Origin of the sequence: Aestuariibacter salexigens DSM 15300 (assembly GCF_000429145.1) — a bacterium.
GTDB lineage: Bacteria > Pseudomonadota > Gammaproteobacteria > Enterobacterales > Alteromonadaceae > Aestuariibacter > Aestuariibacter salexigens.
Window position 1 is genome coordinate 539,462 of the sequence record NZ_AUBH01000001.1, and the last position, 17,800, is coordinate 557,261.

At 47.6% G+C, this 17,800-nt stretch carries 10 protein-coding genes; all 10 read left to right on the forward strand.

Features of this window, described 5'->3' with window-relative positions; translation table 11 throughout:
• The first annotated feature begins 3 nt into the window (after positions 1-3).
• The 10 genes from G441_RS0102430 to G441_RS0102475 all read left to right on the forward strand — a co-directional run bounded on the left by G441_RS0102430 (position 4) and on the right by G441_RS0102475 (position 17,490).
• Positions 4-1,371: a DUF1329 domain-containing protein gene (locus tag G441_RS0102430; protein ID WP_026374882.1), complete on the forward strand. Its 1,368-nt coding sequence runs from the start codon at positions 4-6 to the stop codon at positions 1,369-1,371.
• Between the two features lie 65 nt (positions 1,372-1,436).
• A complete protein-coding gene (locus G441_RS0102435; RefSeq protein WP_051275314.1) occupies positions 1,437-2,483 on the forward strand; it encodes a WD40/YVTN/BNR-like repeat-containing protein in 1,047 nt (348 codons plus the stop codon).
• An 8-nt stretch (positions 2,484-2,491) separates the two neighbouring features.
• Positions 2,492-4,810: an efflux RND transporter permease subunit gene (locus G441_RS0102440; RefSeq protein ID WP_026374884.1), complete on the forward strand. Its 2,319-nt coding sequence runs from the start codon at positions 2,492-2,494 to the stop codon at positions 4,808-4,810.
• Between the two features lie 241 nt (positions 4,811-5,051).
• Positions 5,052-9,890, forward strand: a complete 4,839-nt coding sequence (locus G441_RS0102445) for an NAD-glutamate dehydrogenase (protein WP_026374885.1) — start codon at positions 5,052-5,054, stop codon at positions 9,888-9,890.
• A 71-nt stretch (positions 9,891-9,961) separates the two neighbouring features.
• Positions 9,962-10,969 carry a quinone-dependent dihydroorotate dehydrogenase gene (gene pyrD / locus G441_RS0102450; protein WP_026374886.1) on the forward strand — a complete coding sequence of 336 codons (1,008 nt, stop codon included), beginning with the start codon at positions 9,962-9,964 and terminating at the stop codon, positions 10,967-10,969.
• A 10-nt stretch (positions 10,970-10,979) separates the two neighbouring features.
• A complete protein-coding gene (locus tag G441_RS0102455) occupies positions 10,980-11,480 on the forward strand; it encodes a cell division protein ZapC domain-containing protein (RefSeq protein ID WP_156896250.1) in 501 nt (166 codons plus the stop codon).
• A 102-nt stretch (positions 11,481-11,582) separates the two neighbouring features.
• A complete protein-coding gene (gene rlmKL, locus G441_RS0102460) occupies positions 11,583-13,685 on the forward strand; it encodes a bifunctional 23S rRNA (guanine(2069)-N(7))-methyltransferase RlmK/23S rRNA (guanine(2445)-N(2))-methyltransferase RlmL (protein WP_034474145.1) in 2,103 nt (700 codons plus the stop codon).
• A gap of 4 nt (positions 13,686-13,689) precedes the next feature.
• Positions 13,690-13,926: a glutaredoxin family protein gene (locus G441_RS0102465; RefSeq protein ID WP_026374889.1), complete on the forward strand. Its 237-nt coding sequence runs from the start codon at positions 13,690-13,692 to the stop codon at positions 13,924-13,926.
• Positions 13,923-15,815: an ATP-binding cassette ATPase Uup gene (gene uup / locus G441_RS0102470; protein ID WP_026374890.1), complete on the forward strand. Its 1,893-nt coding sequence runs from the start codon at positions 13,923-13,925 to the stop codon at positions 15,813-15,815. Before G441_RS0102465 ends, uup begins: the two co-directional genes overlap by 4 nt.
• 19 nt (positions 15,816-15,834) lie before the next feature.
• The gene (locus tag G441_RS0102475) at positions 15,835-17,490 is read left to right on the forward strand and encodes a DUF3466 family protein (RefSeq protein ID WP_051275278.1); all 1,656 of its coding nucleotides are present in this window, start codon (positions 15,835-15,837) and stop codon (positions 17,488-17,490) included.
• The last annotated feature ends 310 nt before the right edge of the window (positions 17,491-17,800 follow it).

Consider the following 17,800-nt stretch of genomic DNA (forward strand, 5'->3'; position numbering starts at 1 on the left):
ATTATGAAGACAAAACTTACCCTACTTGCCGCAGCGTTCGCTCTGTCGGTCTCAAGCCCTGTAGCACTTGCCAAAGTCTCAGAGGCTGAGGCGGCCAAGTTGGGCACAACGCTGACGCCTCTCGGTGGTGAAAAAGCTGGAAATGCCGACGGTAGCATTCCTGCTTGGAATGGCGGTATCACGACTCCTCCAGCGGGTTATAGTCCGGGGGATCATCATCCTGACCCATTCGCAGATGATAAGCCACTTTTCGTGATCTCGGCATCAAACGTTAAGGAATATGAAAAATTCCTGAGTCCAGGCCAGATTGAGCTATTCAATACATATCCTGATACCTACCGTATGCCTGTTTATCAGACGCGCAGAACGGCATCTAACCCAGAAGAGGTGTATGCGGCGACAAAGGCCAACGCCACCCGTGCTGAACTCGTAGAGGGTGGTAACGGTATTCGTAACGCAGTGTTAGGTGTGCCTTTCCCGATCCCGCAAAATGGTTTGGAAGCGATCTGGAATCATATTCTGCGCTATCGTGGAGTAGCTATTCAGCGTTATGGCGGTCAGGCCGCGCCTACCGCTTCAGGTGACTACAACGTTATCGGCTTTGACGACGTGCTAATGGTTAAATACGCAGAGCCTGGCATTACACCTGAGCAATTGCTTGAAGAAAATGTCATTTTGAAATTTAAGCAGAGCATCACGAATCCTGCGCGTTTGGCGGGTACAGCGCTGTTGGTTCATGAAACCATGGACCAGGTAAAAGAGCCTCGTCAGGCATGGACGTACAACACCGGTCAGCGACGCGTACGTCGTGCACCTAACATTGCTTATGATGCACCGGGCACAGCGGCAGATGGTCTGCGTACCACGGACGACTTTGATATGTTCAATGGCGCACCAGATCGTTACAACTGGGAGTTAAAAGGTAAGCAGGAAATGTATATTGCTTACAATAACTATAAGCTGCACAGCGATCAGGCATCATACAGCGATATCCTCAAACCGGGGCACATCAACCCCGATTTGACTCGCTTTGAAAAACACCGCGTTTGGGTAGTCGAAGCCAACCTGAAAGATGAGTTCCGTCATGTTTATCAGAAACGCGTGTTCTACATTGACGAGGACAGCTGGCAGATCCACGTTGCTGATATGTACGATAATCGTGGTGAGTTATATCGTGTGGCAGTTGCTCACGGTGTGAACTATTATGAAATTCCCACACACTGGACTACGCTTGAGGTGTATCATGATTTGAACTCTCGTCGTTATTTGGCCCTTGGTCTTGATAACGAAGAAACAATGTATGATTTCACCATCCGTCCTAGTGACAACGAGTTTACTCCGCAGGCTCTGCGTAGAGAAGGCAAGCGTTAAGTCACTATTTGGTAAGTAAAAACGGTTGGCTGTGCCAGCCGTTTTTTGTTTAAATGCAGTGGTATATGAATACGAAAAAACTTATCCGGTACGTAGCCGGTATCACGTTACTCGCTACGCAAGCGCAAGCAGCGACATCTTGGCAGGCCAAACTGGCGACTGAAAGCCTGCTGCTCGACATGTCCACCTTCGATAACCACCTTGTCGTAGTCGGGGAGCGTGGTCATGTATTGCTATCAGAAGACGGTGACACATTTGAACAACTATCTGTGCCTACCGTTGCGACTCTGACAGCCGTCGACACGGTCGGGGATGACATATGGGCAGTAGGTCACGACACGACTATCATTCATAGCGCTGACCGTGGCCAAACATGGCAACAGCAATTGTTCCTGCCTGAGTTAGAGAAGCCCCTTTTGGATGTGCTGTTTTTTGACAGTCAGCACGGTATTGCGATAGGTGCTTATGGTATTTTTTACCGTACTCAGGACGGTGGCCAAAACTGGACTGTTGAGAAACATCCAACGCTGCTGCATCCAGATGATCAGGCCTATCTCGAAGACATTCGTCAGGAAGATGAGGCGTTCTATCAGACTGAACTCGATTCAATCATGCCGCATTTAAATCGCGTATCTTTGCACGACGGGATGTTATATCTGGCAGGCGAAGCAGGGCTGTTGGCGAAGAGTGAAGACATGGGGCAATCTTGGCAGCGCATGGAAATCGATTACATGGGCTCGTTCTTTGACATTGTTTTCGATGGGGGGAGATTGCTTGCTACCGGGCTTCGCGGTCACCTTTTTGAATATGTAGAAGAGTTGCAAAGTTGGGCCGAGCTGGATACCTGCAGCCTGGCGTCGTTCAATTCCATTGTGCCATTAGATGGAGATAATGCACTGGTCGTTGGTAACAACGGCTATGTATTGTCCATTAACGGTACGGTGATGTCTCAGGAGCGCGCAAACATTTCTGCAAATGAAAACTGTGTGACGGGCCAGCAGCTAGTGCTTAGTCAGACAGAAGACAGTCAGGCTATTATCAACGCGACATTATTCAACGATAAAGTCATTGCGGTCACTGCCGCAGGTATTCAGGTACTTACACAGGATTAACGCAGCATATGACGAATATCATTACTCTGTGTGAACAGGGGATCTTTAAAAATCGTTTCATCGTGGTCGCGCTGTTCATCCTCGCTACCTTTTTCCTGGGGTATCAGGCGTCACAGCTTAAACTGGATGCAGGGTTCGAGAAGAATATCCCGCTTAATCACGAATATATGCAGAATTACATGAAGCATCGCAGTGATTTCGGTGGTGCTAACAATATTCTTGTGTCCGTGTGTGATACGAGCGGCAATATCTACAACAAAAATTTCTTCGATACGCTGAAAAATGTCCACGACCAGTTATTCTTTATTGATGGCGTCGACCGTTCTCTCGTTGTGTCGCTGTTTTCGGCGTCAACCCGTTTTACTGAAATCGTTGAGGGTGGTTTTTCCGGCGGTCCTGTCATACCGGCTAACTTTGACTCGTCCAATCCAAACGCGCTAAAGCTGGTATCTGAGAACGTTGAGAAGGCGGGTATTGTCGGACGACAGGTATCTGACGATTTTTCATGTGCGATGGTCACTGCACAACTGCTCGAACTCGATCCGGAAACGGGCGAGCCATTAAACACCCTTGAATTCGCTGCAAAACTCGAAGACCAACTGCGCGGTCAGTATGAGAATGACCGCATCACCGTACACATCATCGGCTTCGCCAAGATGATCGGTGATGTTGCGAATGGCGCCAAAGATGTGGTGTTATTCTTCGCCATTGCGATCGCAATTACCGCAGTGATGGTGTACCTGTTCTCCAAATCACTGATGCTGACATTCTTGCCTCTGTTGTGTTCAATCGTCGCAGTTGTCTGGCAACTGGGCTTGTTAACTGTGATGGGCTTTGGCTTGGATCCGATGTCTATTCTGGTGCCATTTTTGGTGTTCGCGATAGGTGTCAGTCACGGCGTTCAGATGATAAACGCTGTCGGTAAAAGGGTGGTCGGTGGTGCCAGTGTTCTGCAGGCTGCCAAGCTCGCTTTCACCAGCCTGTTGATTCCTGGCGGTATTGCACTGCTTTCGGATACCGTTGGCTTTATGACGTTACTGGTCATTGATATCGGTATCATCCGAGAGTTGGCGATTACGGCAAGTGTCGGGGTGGCGGTCATCATCCTTACCAACCTGATTCTGTTGCCGGTATTGATGAGCTTCATCAAATTAGATGACAAGTATATCGAACGTTTTGCCGGTAAAGAGCAGCGCTCTGATAAGTTTTGGAATGCTTGTGCACAATGTGCGAGTCCCAAAACTGCAGCCGCTATTCTCTCTGTTACCGTGGTTTTGTTCGTGCTTGGCTTTATACAGTCCACAGAAATGAAGATTGGAGATCTACATGCTGGCGCGCCTGCATTGCATGAAGACTCCCGTTACAATCAGGATACGTTCCTTATCACAGACAGATATGCGATCAGTGTTGATTACATGTCCGTGTTGGTAGAGGCAACGCCTGAGTCATGTACTTCCTATGAGGTGATGAACGCCATTGATGAATTCCAGTGGCGTATGGTAAACGTCGAGGGCGTGCAGTCCGCAGTGAGCCTGGCGTCGGTGGCAAAACAGGTCAACGCCGGATATAACGAAGGTAATCCGAAATGGCGGGTATTGCCACGTAATCAACAAACCATGGTGCAAGCCATTTCTCGTGTGCCGACGTCTTCAGGTTTGCTGAATCAGGATTGTTCGGTCATGCCGGTTATCCTGTTTATGGAAGATCATAAGGCTGAAACCATCAATCGCGTGGTAGATGCGGTGAAACAGTATCGTCAGGAATTTGAAAGTGATGATCTGAAGTTCCAGCTTGCTTCCGGCCCTGTCGGCGTGATGGCTGCAACCAACGAAGCGGTTGAGGCAGCGCAGACACCGATGCTGTTCTACGTATTTGGTGCAGTTATTCTGCTGTGCTTGTTGAGCTTCCGCTCATTACGCTCAACGCTGTCGGTCGTGATACCGCTTTATGTGGTGTCAATTCTTGCTCAAGCACTGATGACCTTCCTTGAGATTGGTTTGACGGTATCGACGCTGCCGGTTATCGCACTGGGTGTCGGTATTGGTGTCGACTACGGTATTTATATCCTGTCGACCATGAGCGATAAACTCAAAGAAGGGATGCCAGTTCAGGAAGCTTACCTGATTGCATTGAAAGAGCGTGGCAGTGCCGTGTTATTTACCGGTATCACGCTGGCTATCGGCGTGTCTACCTGGGTATTCTCATCGCTTAAGTTCCAGATGGACATGGGCATACTGCTGACCTTTATGTTTATCGTGAACATGTTAGGCGCGGTAGTGGTACTTCCGGCACTGGCCAGAATGTTCTGGTACAAGCAATGTAAATAAGTTGAATTTCTTTTTACATGAATATGCAAATAAAAAAGGCCGAAAGGCCTTTTTTATTTGCTAAATACGCATAGTTATCTCGATTGTAAATACGATTGTAAATATCACGTAAATATACCCCTTTCAAAGCAAGCAAGAATTAGCGAAAATACGCTCCAAGCACTCAAAAACTGTTGTTAGCTCAATATTTTGACTACGCTTAGCTCGGTACCCACACAAACAAATAAAACAAGGTATTTGCATGACGGTCTCATCTGGTCAATATTCAGTCTTGCTCGAAAACGTCTTTCAGTTGATTCAAAAGAAAGTCGATAAAAATCAATCGCCTTTGGTCGAGGCATTCGCGCGCGTACTCTTCAGTAATATATCCGCAGAAGATTTGGAAGATCGAAACGATAGCGATCTTTACGGCGCGGCTCTCAGCTTATGGAATCAGTTCTCAAAATTTGATGCCAGTAAGCCAATGATCCGCGTATTCAATCCGGAGATATCAAAGCATGGCTGGCAGTCGTCTCACACGATTGTAGAGATCATTGTTAAAGACATGCCGTTTCTGGTTGACTCGGTGCGAATGGCACTGAACAGACTGGGGATTAATTCCCACTTGTTACTGCACAGTCCGTTGACTGTGCAGCGCAATAAAGACAAACAGCTTGAGAAATTCCTGTCTGACGGTGAAAAAAATAAATCAGCAGATAAAGAAACCATATTTCTCATCGAAGTCGACAGACAGATAAGTAAATCTGCAATAGATGCCCTAAGCAGTGAACTGCTTAGCGTTGTCGATGAGGTATCACTTGCTGTTGATGACTGGCAGCCCATGCGTGCCAAGCTGAAAGACATTGTGGCGGCGGTGAAAAAAGCACCGATGCCAGCCGGTGATGACGTTAAAGCGCAGGCTTTGACCTATCTGGAATGGCTCAATGACCATAATTTTACGCTTATGGGTTATCGCTATTACACCGTAAAAGCGATTGAAGGTGACCATCGCTGGGTGCCTGATAACGACTCAAGTCTGGGTTTAATGAAAAACTCAATCAGCGATCGCGAAAGATTGATTTCTCAAATGCCTGCCAGCGCCCGCGACGAGGCATTAAGCCATAAGCCGCTTATTTTAACCAAAACCAACACTCGTGCGCGTGTGCACCGTCCAGCGTATATGGACTATGTTGGGATTAAAGAGTTTGATAAATCTGGCCATGTAGTGGGTGAGCACCGCTTTTTAGGTTTGTATTCTGCGTCTTTCTACAACTCAAGCGCTACAGGTCTACCGATTCTAAAAGAAAAGATCGACCGTATTTGCAAGCTGTCTGGCTATGCGCCAGGTTCACATGCGTACAAAGCCTTCGTGAATATTATCGAAACCTATCCCAGAGATGAGCTTTTACAGGCAGGTGATCAGGAGCTTGGGCAAATCATTCGTGGCATCTTCCAGATGCAAGAGCGCGGTATTTCCCGCTTGTTCGTCCGTAAAGATGTGTTTGGGCGCTTCTTCTCGTGCATGGTGTATGTACCCAGAGAGCGGTATAACACCCAGTTACGTAAAGATACTCAGGCGCTTCTTAAGAAAGCTTTTAACAGTGATGAAGAAGTCGAATTCACCACTTATTTCTCCGAGTCAGTGTATGCACGCACACATTACATAGCCCGGGTCAAAGATAACAACGCGGAATACGATGTGAAGGATATAGAGAACAACATTATCGAGTTGACAAAAAGCTGGGAAGACCGGCTGACGGCGGTAATACGCGCGGAATTTGGCGAGGCGAAAGGCAAAGCGCTTGAGAAGAAATACGACAATGCGTTTTCGCGCAGCTATAAAGAACATAATTTGCCCAGTGCAGCGCTGGTTGATATTGAAAAACTGGAAATGCTCAGCGATCAGCACACACTCGATATGTTGTTTTACCGACCTCAGGAAGAGTCGAAAGACAGCAGCATTGTAAAACTTAAGTTATTTCATCGTGATGAACCGATTCATCTTTCCGATGTATTGCCTATGTTGGAGAATTTCGGGTTACGCGTAATTGATGAAAGTCCCTTTAGCGTTAAGGCGGCAGACGGCAGTAAAAATTGGATAATGGACTTCAGCATGATGCACGCCCGTATCCAGCATATGGATATGGAAAGTGCGCAGACGCTGTTTCAGGATGCATTTGCCAAGGTGTGGCGCGGCGAGCTTGAAGATGATGCGTTTAACCGACTTATTCTTAATGGCGGACTGACGGGGCGCAAGGTCACTATTTTACGCGCTTACGCTAAGTATATGCGTCAGATTGGTAGCTCGTTCAGCCGTGACTACATCGCCAACACGCTTTCCAACTATCCGGATATTGCCACGTTACTGATTGAATTGTTTGAGAAGCGATTCGATCCGTCAGTGCGTCGTTCTGCCAAAGCAGAAGAGAAGCGTATTGCTGATATCAAAGAGCGCCTGGATCAGGTTTCCAACCTCGATGATGACCGCATTATACGTCGATACCTTGATCTGATCATGGCGACGTTACGCACCAACTTCTATCAGCCGGACGAACATGGCAACGATAAGCCTTACGCCTCATTCAAGATGCTTCCAGAGCTTATCCCGGGCATGCCGTTACCTATGCCTAAATTTGAAATATTCGTTTATTCGCCACGGGTTGAGGGTGTTCACCTGCGTGGCGGTAAGGTCGCCCGTGGTGGCTTGCGCTGGTCAGACAGACAGGAAGATTTCCGTACAGAAATTCTCGGTCTGGTTAAAGCTCAGCAGGTTAAAAATACGGTCATTGTTCCGGTTGGCGCCAAAGGTGGCTTTATCTGTAAAAAACTACCGGTAGGACAGGGACGCGATGCATTCTTGAAAGAAGGTCAGGAATGCTACAAGATATTCATTCGTAGCCTGCTGGATATTACCGATAACATTGTTGAAGGAAATATCGTGCCTCCTAAAGACGTCGTAAGGCACGATGAGGATGACCCTTATCTGGTTGTCGCAGCGGACAAAGGCACGGCGACATTCTCTGACATTGCCAACGGTATTTCCGATGAGTTTGGCTTCTGGCTTGGCGATGCGTTCGCGTCAGGTGGCAGTATCGGATATGACCATAAGAAGATGGGGATCACAGCGCGTGGGGGCTGGGAGTCAGTCAAACGTCACTTCAGAGAAATTGGCATTGACTGTCAGACGACCGACTTTACCTGCGTTGGTGTCGGTGACATGGCCGGTGACGTATTCGGCAACGGTATGTTGCTGTCAGAGCACACCCGTATCATTTGTGCGTTTAACCATATGCACATCTTCTTCGATCCGAACCCTGATGCGGCAGCCAGCTACAAAGAGAGACAGCGTTTATTTAACGATCCTTCATTAAATTGGGATGACTACGATAAATCGCTTATTTCAAAAGGTGGTGGTGTATTCAGTCGTTCGGCTAAGGCCATCAAGCTAACGCCGGAAATGAAGAAGTGGCTGGGCACCCGCCAGGTCACCATGACCCCAAATGAACTCATTCATAACGCCTTGAAGATGCCTGTTGATCTGATATGGAACGGCGGCATTGGTACTTATGTAAAAGGCTCAAAGGAAAGTCATTCAGATGTGGGTGACAGAGCTAACGATGATGTGCGCGTGAACGGTAAAGAGGTCAGGGCGAAAATTATTGGCGAAGGGGGCAACCTTGGCTTGACTCAGCTCGGCAGGGTTGAATTTGCTGCTAACGGTGGACGGGTAAATACCGACTTTATCGACAATGTCGGCGGTGTTGATTGTTCGGACAACGAAGTTAACATCAAGATCCTGCTAAATACGCTGGTCAGTAAAGGCGACCTCACGGTTAAACAGCGCAACGAGCTGCTGTATGCCATGACCGACGATGTGGCAAAAATCGTTATTCACGACTGTTATCGTCAGACTCAATCGATTTCTATCACCCATCGAGCCGGCGTGGGGCAGCTTAAAGAGCAATTGCGATTTATCCACGGATTGGAGCGTGAAGGTGCGTTAAACCGCGAGCTAGAATTTATTCCCAGCGATGACGAGATTTCAGATCGACTGGCTACTAAGCAGGGCTTAACCCGCCCTGAGTTATCAGTGTTGATTGCTTACGGTAAAATGGTTCTGAAAGAACGCCTTAATATCCCGGCGATTACCGACAATCCTTATCATGGAAAACTGCTTATCGAAGCCTTCCCGGCTATGCTCAGAGAGCGGTTTGCGGAACAGATGCAGGAACACCCGCTGCGCGCGGAAATTATTGCCACCAAGCTCACCAATAATATGGTGAACGATATGGGCCTTAATTTTGTGTTCAGAATGCAGGAAGAAACTGGCGCTAACCTGGAAGAGATCACCACATCCTACGCGGTCGTGAAAGGTATCTTCAATATGGATAAGTTGTGGCGCGATATTGAGGCATTAGATAATAAAATTGATGCCAATCTGCAGTTGACCTTACTCGATAGCATGCGTCGCACGCTACGTCGCGCGTCGCGTTGGTATATCCGCCACGGTGACAAGACCTGTGCTATTGATGAAGCAATTGAGTCTTACAAACCAACCTTTAACGATCTATCACAGAATCTTGATACCTATCTTGTTGAAGAAGAGTATCAACAACTGGTTACTGCTACTCAGGAGTATGTGGATAAAGGCGTACCGCAGGCAATAGCTTACTCGGTTGCAAGTCTGAGCAATCTGTTCTCCACGCTGGATTTAGCGCAGGTAGCGAGAATTGAAAAATGTGACATCCCGGTTATCGCGAACTTGTATTACAAACTCGGCTCGCGACTGGAGCTGCACTGGTTCCTCGACCAGATTAATCGTCAGACCGTGTCTAATCATTGGCAGGCATTGGCCAGAGCATCATACCGTGAAGAGTTGGATTGGCAGCAGCGCAGTATTGCAGGTGCACTGATCCATCGTTCGAGCGGTAAAGCTTCGGCAGAAGAAATTCTGGCAGAATGGATGGAAAGCAATAAATATTCGCTTGAACGCTGGTATCATATGATGTCTGAATTCAAAACCAGTGCGACCCATGAATTTGCTAAATTCTCAGTCGCTCTGCGTGAATTGATGTTGTTAAGTGTAAAAGCGAATAAGTAACCTTTACGCTATATCCGGTTAGTTAAAGCCCCGTGTAGCGGGGCTTTTTGTTATTGAAGCAAGGAGATTGAATGACTTCGTTGGCCCAGAAAGTATTGTTAAGTTGCGAGCCAGAGAATGCCCATGATTTTACGATCAACTTTCTAAAACGCACTCAGCGTACGCCATTCAACCTGGCGTATCGTCAGAGCGTAACAGACAAACCTGTCACATTGTGGGGTCTAACGTTTAAGAATCCGCTGGGTCTTGCGGCCGGTTTAGATAAGAACGGTGAATGTATTGATGCATTCGCAGCAATGGGGTTCGGCTTTATTGAGGTCGGAACAGTGACGCCCAGACCACAGCCTGGTAATCCAAAACCGCGCCTTTTCCGCATACCTGAAAAGCATGCCATCATTAATCGCATGGGCTTCAATAATCATGGTGTGGACTATTTGGTAGAGCAGGTCAAGCGAGCTAACTACAAGGGTGTGCTAGGTATCAATATAGGTAAAAATAAAGACACGCCAGAGGATAAAGCGCTGGATGATTACCTCAAATGCCTGGATAAAGTCTATCAGCACGCCAGCTATATTACTGTCAATATCAGTTCTCCTAACACGCCAGGCTTACGTAACCTGCAGTATGGTGAAGCATTGGACACACTGCTAGCCGGTCTCAAACTCAGACAAAAAGCGCTATCAGATCACCACGGGCGCTATGTGCCGATTGTGGTGAAGATTGCACCGGACCTGAGCGATGAAGAGATCGTCTCGATGGCACAATCGTTCTGCAAGGCTGAGATAGACGGCGTTATTGCGACCAACACGACACTGTCGAGAGAGTCGGTTTCCGGTCTTGAGCATGCCGATGAAGCGGGCGGGTTAAGCGGTAGCGTGCTGACATCGTTGAGCCAATCCGTTACTGAAAAGCTCATCAAAGCGTTGGATGGCCAGATGCCCGTGATTGGCGTAGGTGGAATTGATGGACCAGCGTCTGCTAAAGAACGACTGGGCACAGGCGCATCGCTCATTCAGGTGTATTCGTCGTTTATCTATCAGGGCCCCGAATTGATTAAAGACATCGTAGACGCACTGTAACGAGGTTTCTGTGTTACTTGACCCTATGCTCGTGTGGGTTTGGACAACCGACTCTCAGCAGCATAATTTGGCCGTCAGCAACCAACATCAGCAGGTCACGGCCTTAACCTTCCCGGTGAAAAAGCTCAGGCAGTCTTTTGATGAGCCTGTGCCTCTGACGTTGGAAGATTGTCAGTTGGCTGAATACTTTAGTGACCAACTGTCGCAATATCTACCGGATTTAAGCAAAACAGACGAGTTGGCTGTAGTGCTGCACGCGGTAGCCGCGGTAAGGTTTGGTCAACAGGTGACATTAAAAAGCTGGCATTTTGCAAAACAGCGCAGGGCAGCGTCTTCCCCGGTCGCGTTGGTTGAGTCAGACTATGAGCAGGGGGTCGTGCTGATAATAGAAAGTAATGAAAACGTCTCAACCTGTTTGTTACTGACGGATGCGCTGACACTTGATGATAACGTCACTCTGCCGCAATTTTCTGTGATGCGAGTCATGAATGACAGACTGCTTTATTTGTGAGAGTAATAAACAGGTTATGTGCATTGCATAGTCTGTGAAGCTTGGTATCAATCGCCTTCTCATTGCCGTATAATCGCGCCGTTTTTATCTGCAATGTCACTCATGAGCTATACATTTCTTGTCACCACCAGTCTTGGGCTCGACGAGCTACTTCGTGAAGAAGTCACGTCGCTGTGTCCAGAAGCACAATTACGCAGTAAACCGGGCCAGGTCGTGGTCACCGGACAATTGCGCGATGCCTATATGATTTGTTTATGGTCAAGGTTAGCCAACCGGGTGTTGCTCAAACTCCATGGCGGACAAGCTGATAATGCAGAGCAGCTTTATGAACTTGCCAGTGCCATTGACTGGCAACAACATTTCTCTTTGGACCAACGATTTGTGGTTGATTTTAAAGGTACCAACCGACAAATTAAAAACAGTCAGTTTGGTGCGCTTAAGGTCAAAGATGCCATAGTTGACCAATTCATGCAGCAGCATGATGCCAGACCGGATGTAGACCGACAGAACCCTCATGTCCGCATCCAGGTTCGTCTGCACAGACAATTTGCTGACATCTACCTGGACTTGTCAGGTGCCAGTTTGCATCAGCGTGGTTATCGGGAAGAGGCGGGGGAGGCACCGTTAAAAGAGAATGTCGCTGCCGCCATGCTGATCCGCAGTGGCTGGTCGGCATCAATGCAGTCACCGTTACTCGATCCTATGTGTGGTTCCGGTACGCTGCTCATTGAAGCGGCTCTGATGGCTGCGAATATCGCGCCCGGATTATTCCGTGAGGCGTGGGGGTTTAGTTATTGGGCGGGTCACAATGCGTCGTTATGGCACGCACTGTGTGAGCACGCCAAAGACAGTCAGATACAGCCACAGGTATCACTACACGGCTCAGATAATGATCAGCATGTGCTAAAAATAGCGCGGCGAAATGCGCAGTTAGCCGGTGTATCCCCACTAATCAGCTTTGCTCGTTGTGATGCGCTCAAGGTGGAAGCGCCAGAACAGGTAGGATTTTTGGTCTGTAACCCCCCGTATGGTGAACGATTGGGTGAAGTGACGTCGTTGATCCCGTTGTTCAAACAATGGGGGGAACAGCTCAAACAACGTTTTGCTGATTGGCAATTGGCATTACTGACCTCAAATCGTGAACTGCTAAAGCAGATGAAACTGCGTTCTAACAAGCAGTATCAATTGTATAACGGTAAGCTCGAGTGTCAGCTTGTGCTCTACAGCATGGACAGTGAGAACTGTAAGGTCGTAGCACGCGATAATGTCAATGACAGCGCGTTTGCCAATAGATTGAAAAAAAATATCAAACATCTGAACAAGTGGCTTAAGCAGCAGGATACGGATTGTTTTCGCATGTATGATGCGGATCTCCCTGAATATAACCTCGCCGTTGACCGGTATGCTGATTGGCTAGTGGTGCAGGAGTACGCTGCGCCTAAAAATATCCCTGAGGAAACTGCCAGGAAACGTTTGTATGATGCGTTGGCTGTGCTATCTGACGTTACTGGGGTGTTACCTGATAATATTGCGCTGAAAACCCGTGCTCAACAAAAAGGCCGGGCGCAATACCAGCGCATGGCAAAGCACAATGAGCGCATCATTGTGCATGAAAATGGCGCACGTTTTTATGTTAACCCCAGAGACTATCTGGATACAGGTTTGTTTTTGGACCACCGCGATACCCGGCAAATAGTGCGCAACATGGCAAACGGCAAAGATGTCTTGAACCTCTTTGCGTATACCGGCAGTGTGTCTGTGCATGCAGCGCTCGGCGGTGCGCGCTCGGTGACAACGGTCGATATGTCGTCAACCTACCTGAACTGGGCACAAGATAACTTTGCCCTAAACCGGCTAAAAGGCGCATATCAATTTATCAGAGAAGACTGCATCAAATGGTTAGCAAATCATAAGGGCCAATACGACTTGATCTTTATTGACCCTCCATCCTTTTCAAATAGCAAGCGCATGCATGGCACCTGGGACGTACAACGGGATCATGTTGAGCTACTCAAGCTTGCCTCTGCCTGCTTAAAGTCTACAGGTACCATTATATTTTCGAATAACCTGCGCAGTTTTAAACTGGATGAAGCGGGACTGTCGCAGCTGGGATTACAGTCTGAAAACATCAGCAGTAAAACCCTGCCTGAAGATTTCAAACGACATCCGCATATTCATCAGTGCTGGATACTGAACAGAGACTAGGTGAATGACTATCCTAACCTTGTATTCTGGTCAACATTGTCACCTATGTGATGTGGCGACAACTATGTTGCAACAGGTATCGCCAGAAGCCTGGCATGAAACCACCGTGGTCGATGTCAGTAGCGATCCTCAATTACGTCATCAGTATGGTGCTCGAATCCCCGTGCTTTATCGCAATGACAGCCGTGAAGAACTCGCATGGCCATTCGATGTGGAGAGTCTGATTAATTTCTTGTCATGAGTCACATTCAACTTAAAAACGCCAGTATCTTATTTGGTCATCCGCCACTGCTGGATGATGTTGACCTTGTCATTGAAGCCGGAGAAAGAGTCTGTCTGGTAGGCCGTAACGGTAGTGGCAAATCCACGTTACTGAAGTGCTTGTCTGCAGAACTTGCGTTGGACGCTGGCCAACGTATTGTCTCCGCGTCGACGCGTATTGCGCGTCTTGAACAGGACCCACCTGACTCTGTCGATGTTGCCTTATTCGATTATGTTGCCGAGGGGCTGAAAGACGCAGGCGAAGTATTAAAAGACTATTTTCATCAGACTCAGAAGGTGGCAAAGGACCCGTCGCAAACTAACCTAGCGGCATTACAGTCATTACAGGAACAGCTTGAACATCTCAATGCCTGGCAATTCGAGCAGCAAATTCAGCGCACGCTGACCAAATTAGGCTTGACTGCTGACCAGCGATTGGCATCACTTTCAGGTGGTTGGCGTCGTAAAGCTGCGCTGGCCCGGGCTTTGGTTGGCGATCCTGATGTATTGCTGTTGGACGAACCGACTAACCATCTGGATATCAGTATGATCACCTGGTTAGAGTGTGTGTTAAAGGATTACAGCGGCGCCATTGTATTTATCAGCCATGACCGGGCGTTTATCCGCAAACTGGCCACGCGCATTGTTGATCTCGACCGCGGCAAACTCACAAGCTATCCCGGCAACTATGCTCAGTATCTGCAAAAGAAAGCTGAAGATCTTGAAATCGAAGCACAGCAAAACGCAGAATTTGATAAAAAACTGGCCAAAGAAGAGGTGTGGATAAGGCAGGGCATTAAAGCACGCAGAACTCGCAATGAAGGGCGGGTAAGAGCGCTAAAGTCACTGCGAGAGGAATATCGTAGCCGTCGTAATACGGTGGGTGATGTCAATGTAACAGTGAGCGAGGCACAGCGTTCAGGTAAGCGCGTGTTTGAATTGGATGACGTTAGTTACAGCATTGATGGTAAACGCATCATCGACCATCTCAACCTGTTGGTACAGCGTGGCGATAAACTTGCGCTGATCGGTCCCAATGGCTGTGGTAAGTCGACGCTTATCAAACTTATGTTGGGTGAATTATCTGCCGATGACGGCAGCAGCAAACAAGGGCACAACCTTGAGATCGCCTATTTTGACCAGCACCGTCAGGCTCTGGATCTAGAGAAGACCGTGATTGATACAGTTGGCGATGGCAAAAGAGATTTGACAGTAAACGGTCGTCCACGTCACGTCATCAGTTATTTGCAGGATTATTTGTTCTCACCGGAACGAGTTAACGTTCCTGTGAAAGCATTGTCAGGTGGTGAGAAAAACCGCCTATTACTGGCGAAATTAATGCTTAAGCCGAGTAACGTGTTGATCCTCGACGAACCCACCAATGATCTTGACGTTGAAACCTTAGAGTTGCTCGAAGAAGTGTTATCTGACTATCCGGGGACACTGATTCTGGTCAGTCACGACCGGGAATTTGTAGATAATGTAGTGACACGCAGTTTGTTTTTCACCGGCCATGGTAAATGGGTAGATATTGTGGGTGCCTTTGATGAAATCACCCATTGGCAATCCCAACAACAAACAACCGAAACTTTTGCCACGAAACAGAGTCAGAAAGCAAGCGCTTCTACACGACGTAGCAAAAAGTTATCATATAAAGACCAGCGCGAATTAGATCGGTTACCTGAAAAAATAGAAGAGCTCGAATTACGATTGTCAGAGCTACAGGAAACCGTCAATGATCCCGAATTCTTCAAGCAAAATGACGATAGCACACAGCAGGTGCTCGCAGAGCTTGAGCAAACAGAGAATGCATTGAATGACGCATACCAGCGTTGGGATCAGCTCGAGAGCCAATTGGACGAAATATAAGAAGTAACTAGGAATTTGAATGAAATTGTGTAAATGGGTCACCCTTAGTAGTCTCGCAATAGCCGTATTTTCTGCACAGGCGGCGAAATATCAACTGGTTGAATTACCCACCAGTAGTCTGGGTGCCAATACCTTTGCCCAGACAATCGATGAGCAGGGCAATGTGGTTGTTAGCGTAGCCAGTCCATTTAATGCGCCGATCGATTATTCACTGATTGATTTTGACAATGAAACTATCCAGGCCAATTTAACGGACGTTGAAGCAGCCAGAAGCGGTAACCCGAATGATGAAGATTACATTTGGCTTGTTACAAACGTCGTGAGACCGGGACTAAACAGCTCATTTGCGCAGCAGTTGCAGCCCTTTGTGTCTTATGTCACAGATGGTGTGCAGGTTGAATACATCGCTGGATTTGACCAGGTGAATAACGAACTGGGCGGATTTACCTGGAGCACAGCAACCTCTGTAAAGGATTCTTTAAGCGGTGATTTTATTGTTGGCACCAGTACCGCACCGTTTTTCAATGTGGACTATACAGACCAGAATGACAACGAATTAACCTACGTTGTACGCGAACACGCAAGGCGTGGCTTCGTGCAGGTCAATGGCGAGACCAAGCCGTTGCTGGCGGTGGAAAACCTGATTGGTGGTCGAAGTGAAGCCAATGCGATTAACCAGGGCCTGGCGGTTGCCGGTGGCAGTACAGTGGAATTCACTGACGCGCTAATCGACCTGGCGGCAGAGTGTGAGTCTGACGAAGACAGAGGCGACAGACCTATCGAAGCATGTTATGACAATCTGCAGGATTCTCTGACCTCATCAAGTGAGCGTCGTGCAACGATCTGGCAATTAGATCAGTTTGGCAACGTTATTGATACTAAAGTGTATCCGCTATTGTTTACGCCAGAAGAGGACGACACGCGTCGCTACGTTAGCAGCGCTGTAGATATCAATGACAATGGCGTGGCTATCGGCTCGTCAAATTACCTTAAAAATGATTTTCCTTATGAAGCCGCCGTGGTTTTCCGTGACGACACAGTGACCGCGATGGTGGATACGGAAGAAGAAACCAGCAGCCGTGGTGTTGCGATCAATAACAATAACCTGGCGACCGGCGTGGTGGGACGAACCATTGTTGGTCAGTCACGCACCAAGTTCTTCATCCACGATGTTGATTCTGGAGAAACGGTCTTTCCTGATGATTTCTTCCCGGGTTCAGCGAGTGTAGGTCTGGCCATTAATGATAATAATATCGTAGTGGGCACCGGTGAGGTTGATGCACGTCTGGTACCCAGTTCAGAGCGTCGCAGTGAAGCCTTTATCTATTATCATAACGAGCAGTTGTTCCAGAATCTAAACGATTTGCTGCCATGTGATTCACCTTTTACTTTGATCCAGGCCAGAGGTATTAATAACAGCAACGAAATTGCTGCAGATGCGATCATCACACGTAATCAAAAAGACCCGCTGGGTAACGATGTATTAGACGCTGATGGTAATCCGATCCCCGTAACAACCGTTGTTGCCGTCAAGCTTATTCCGACTGGTGGTGAAATAGACGATTGCGGAGAAGAGGAAGAATTGTTGGAGCGTCAGGCTGGCTCGACTGGGCTAGGCTTTCTTGCCACGATTTTACTGGGTTTAGTTGCCCGCAGACGTCTACAGGGGAAGTAATTGGGTGGCAAAAACAACCCATTCAGGATGTAAATACAGCGAACGTTATATGAAATAAAGAAAGCCCGCCAATATGCGGGCTTTTTTAGTTTTATAACGTCTGGTTGTAAAATGAGCATCTGTAATAAATATTTAATGTAAATGTAAAAAATAAGAAAATTCATAGGTTTGAAGTTTGTCAATACTTATGAGAGATAAATAACATTGAACCTCTGGGCATTTTCTATTATCAAAGTAACTGTGATAGCGCGTAATTAAGACTCTCTGCACACCTTGAATAACATCCGTTTTCAGAGAGCAATTGCGTGAG

Coding starts and splice junctions, on each gene's coding strand:
- G441_RS0102430 (WP_026374882.1), top strand. CDS start 4: ATGAAGACAAAACTTACCCTACTTGCCGCAGCGTTCGCTCTGTCGGTC.
- G441_RS0102435 (WP_051275314.1), top strand. CDS start 1,437: ATGAATACGAAAAAACTTATCCGGTACGTAGCCGGTATCACGTTACTC.
- G441_RS0102440 (WP_026374884.1), top strand. CDS start 2,492: ATGACGAATATCATTACTCTGTGTGAACAGGGGATCTTTAAAAATCGT.
- G441_RS0102445 (WP_026374885.1), top strand. CDS start 5,052: ATGACGGTCTCATCTGGTCAATATTCAGTCTTGCTCGAAAACGTCTTT.
- pyrD (WP_026374886.1), top strand. CDS start 9,962: ATGACTTCGTTGGCCCAGAAAGTATTGTTAAGTTGCGAGCCAGAGAAT.
- rlmKL (WP_034474145.1), top strand. CDS start 11,583: ATGAGCTATACATTTCTTGTCACCACCAGTCTTGGGCTCGACGAGCTA.
- G441_RS0102465 (WP_026374889.1), top strand. CDS start 13,690: ATGACTATCCTAACCTTGTATTCTGGTCAACATTGTCACCTATGTGAT.
- uup (WP_026374890.1), top strand. CDS start 13,923: ATGAGTCACATTCAACTTAAAAACGCCAGTATCTTATTTGGTCATCCG.
- G441_RS0102475 (WP_051275278.1), top strand. CDS start 15,835: ATGAAATTGTGTAAATGGGTCACCCTTAGTAGTCTCGCAATAGCCGTA.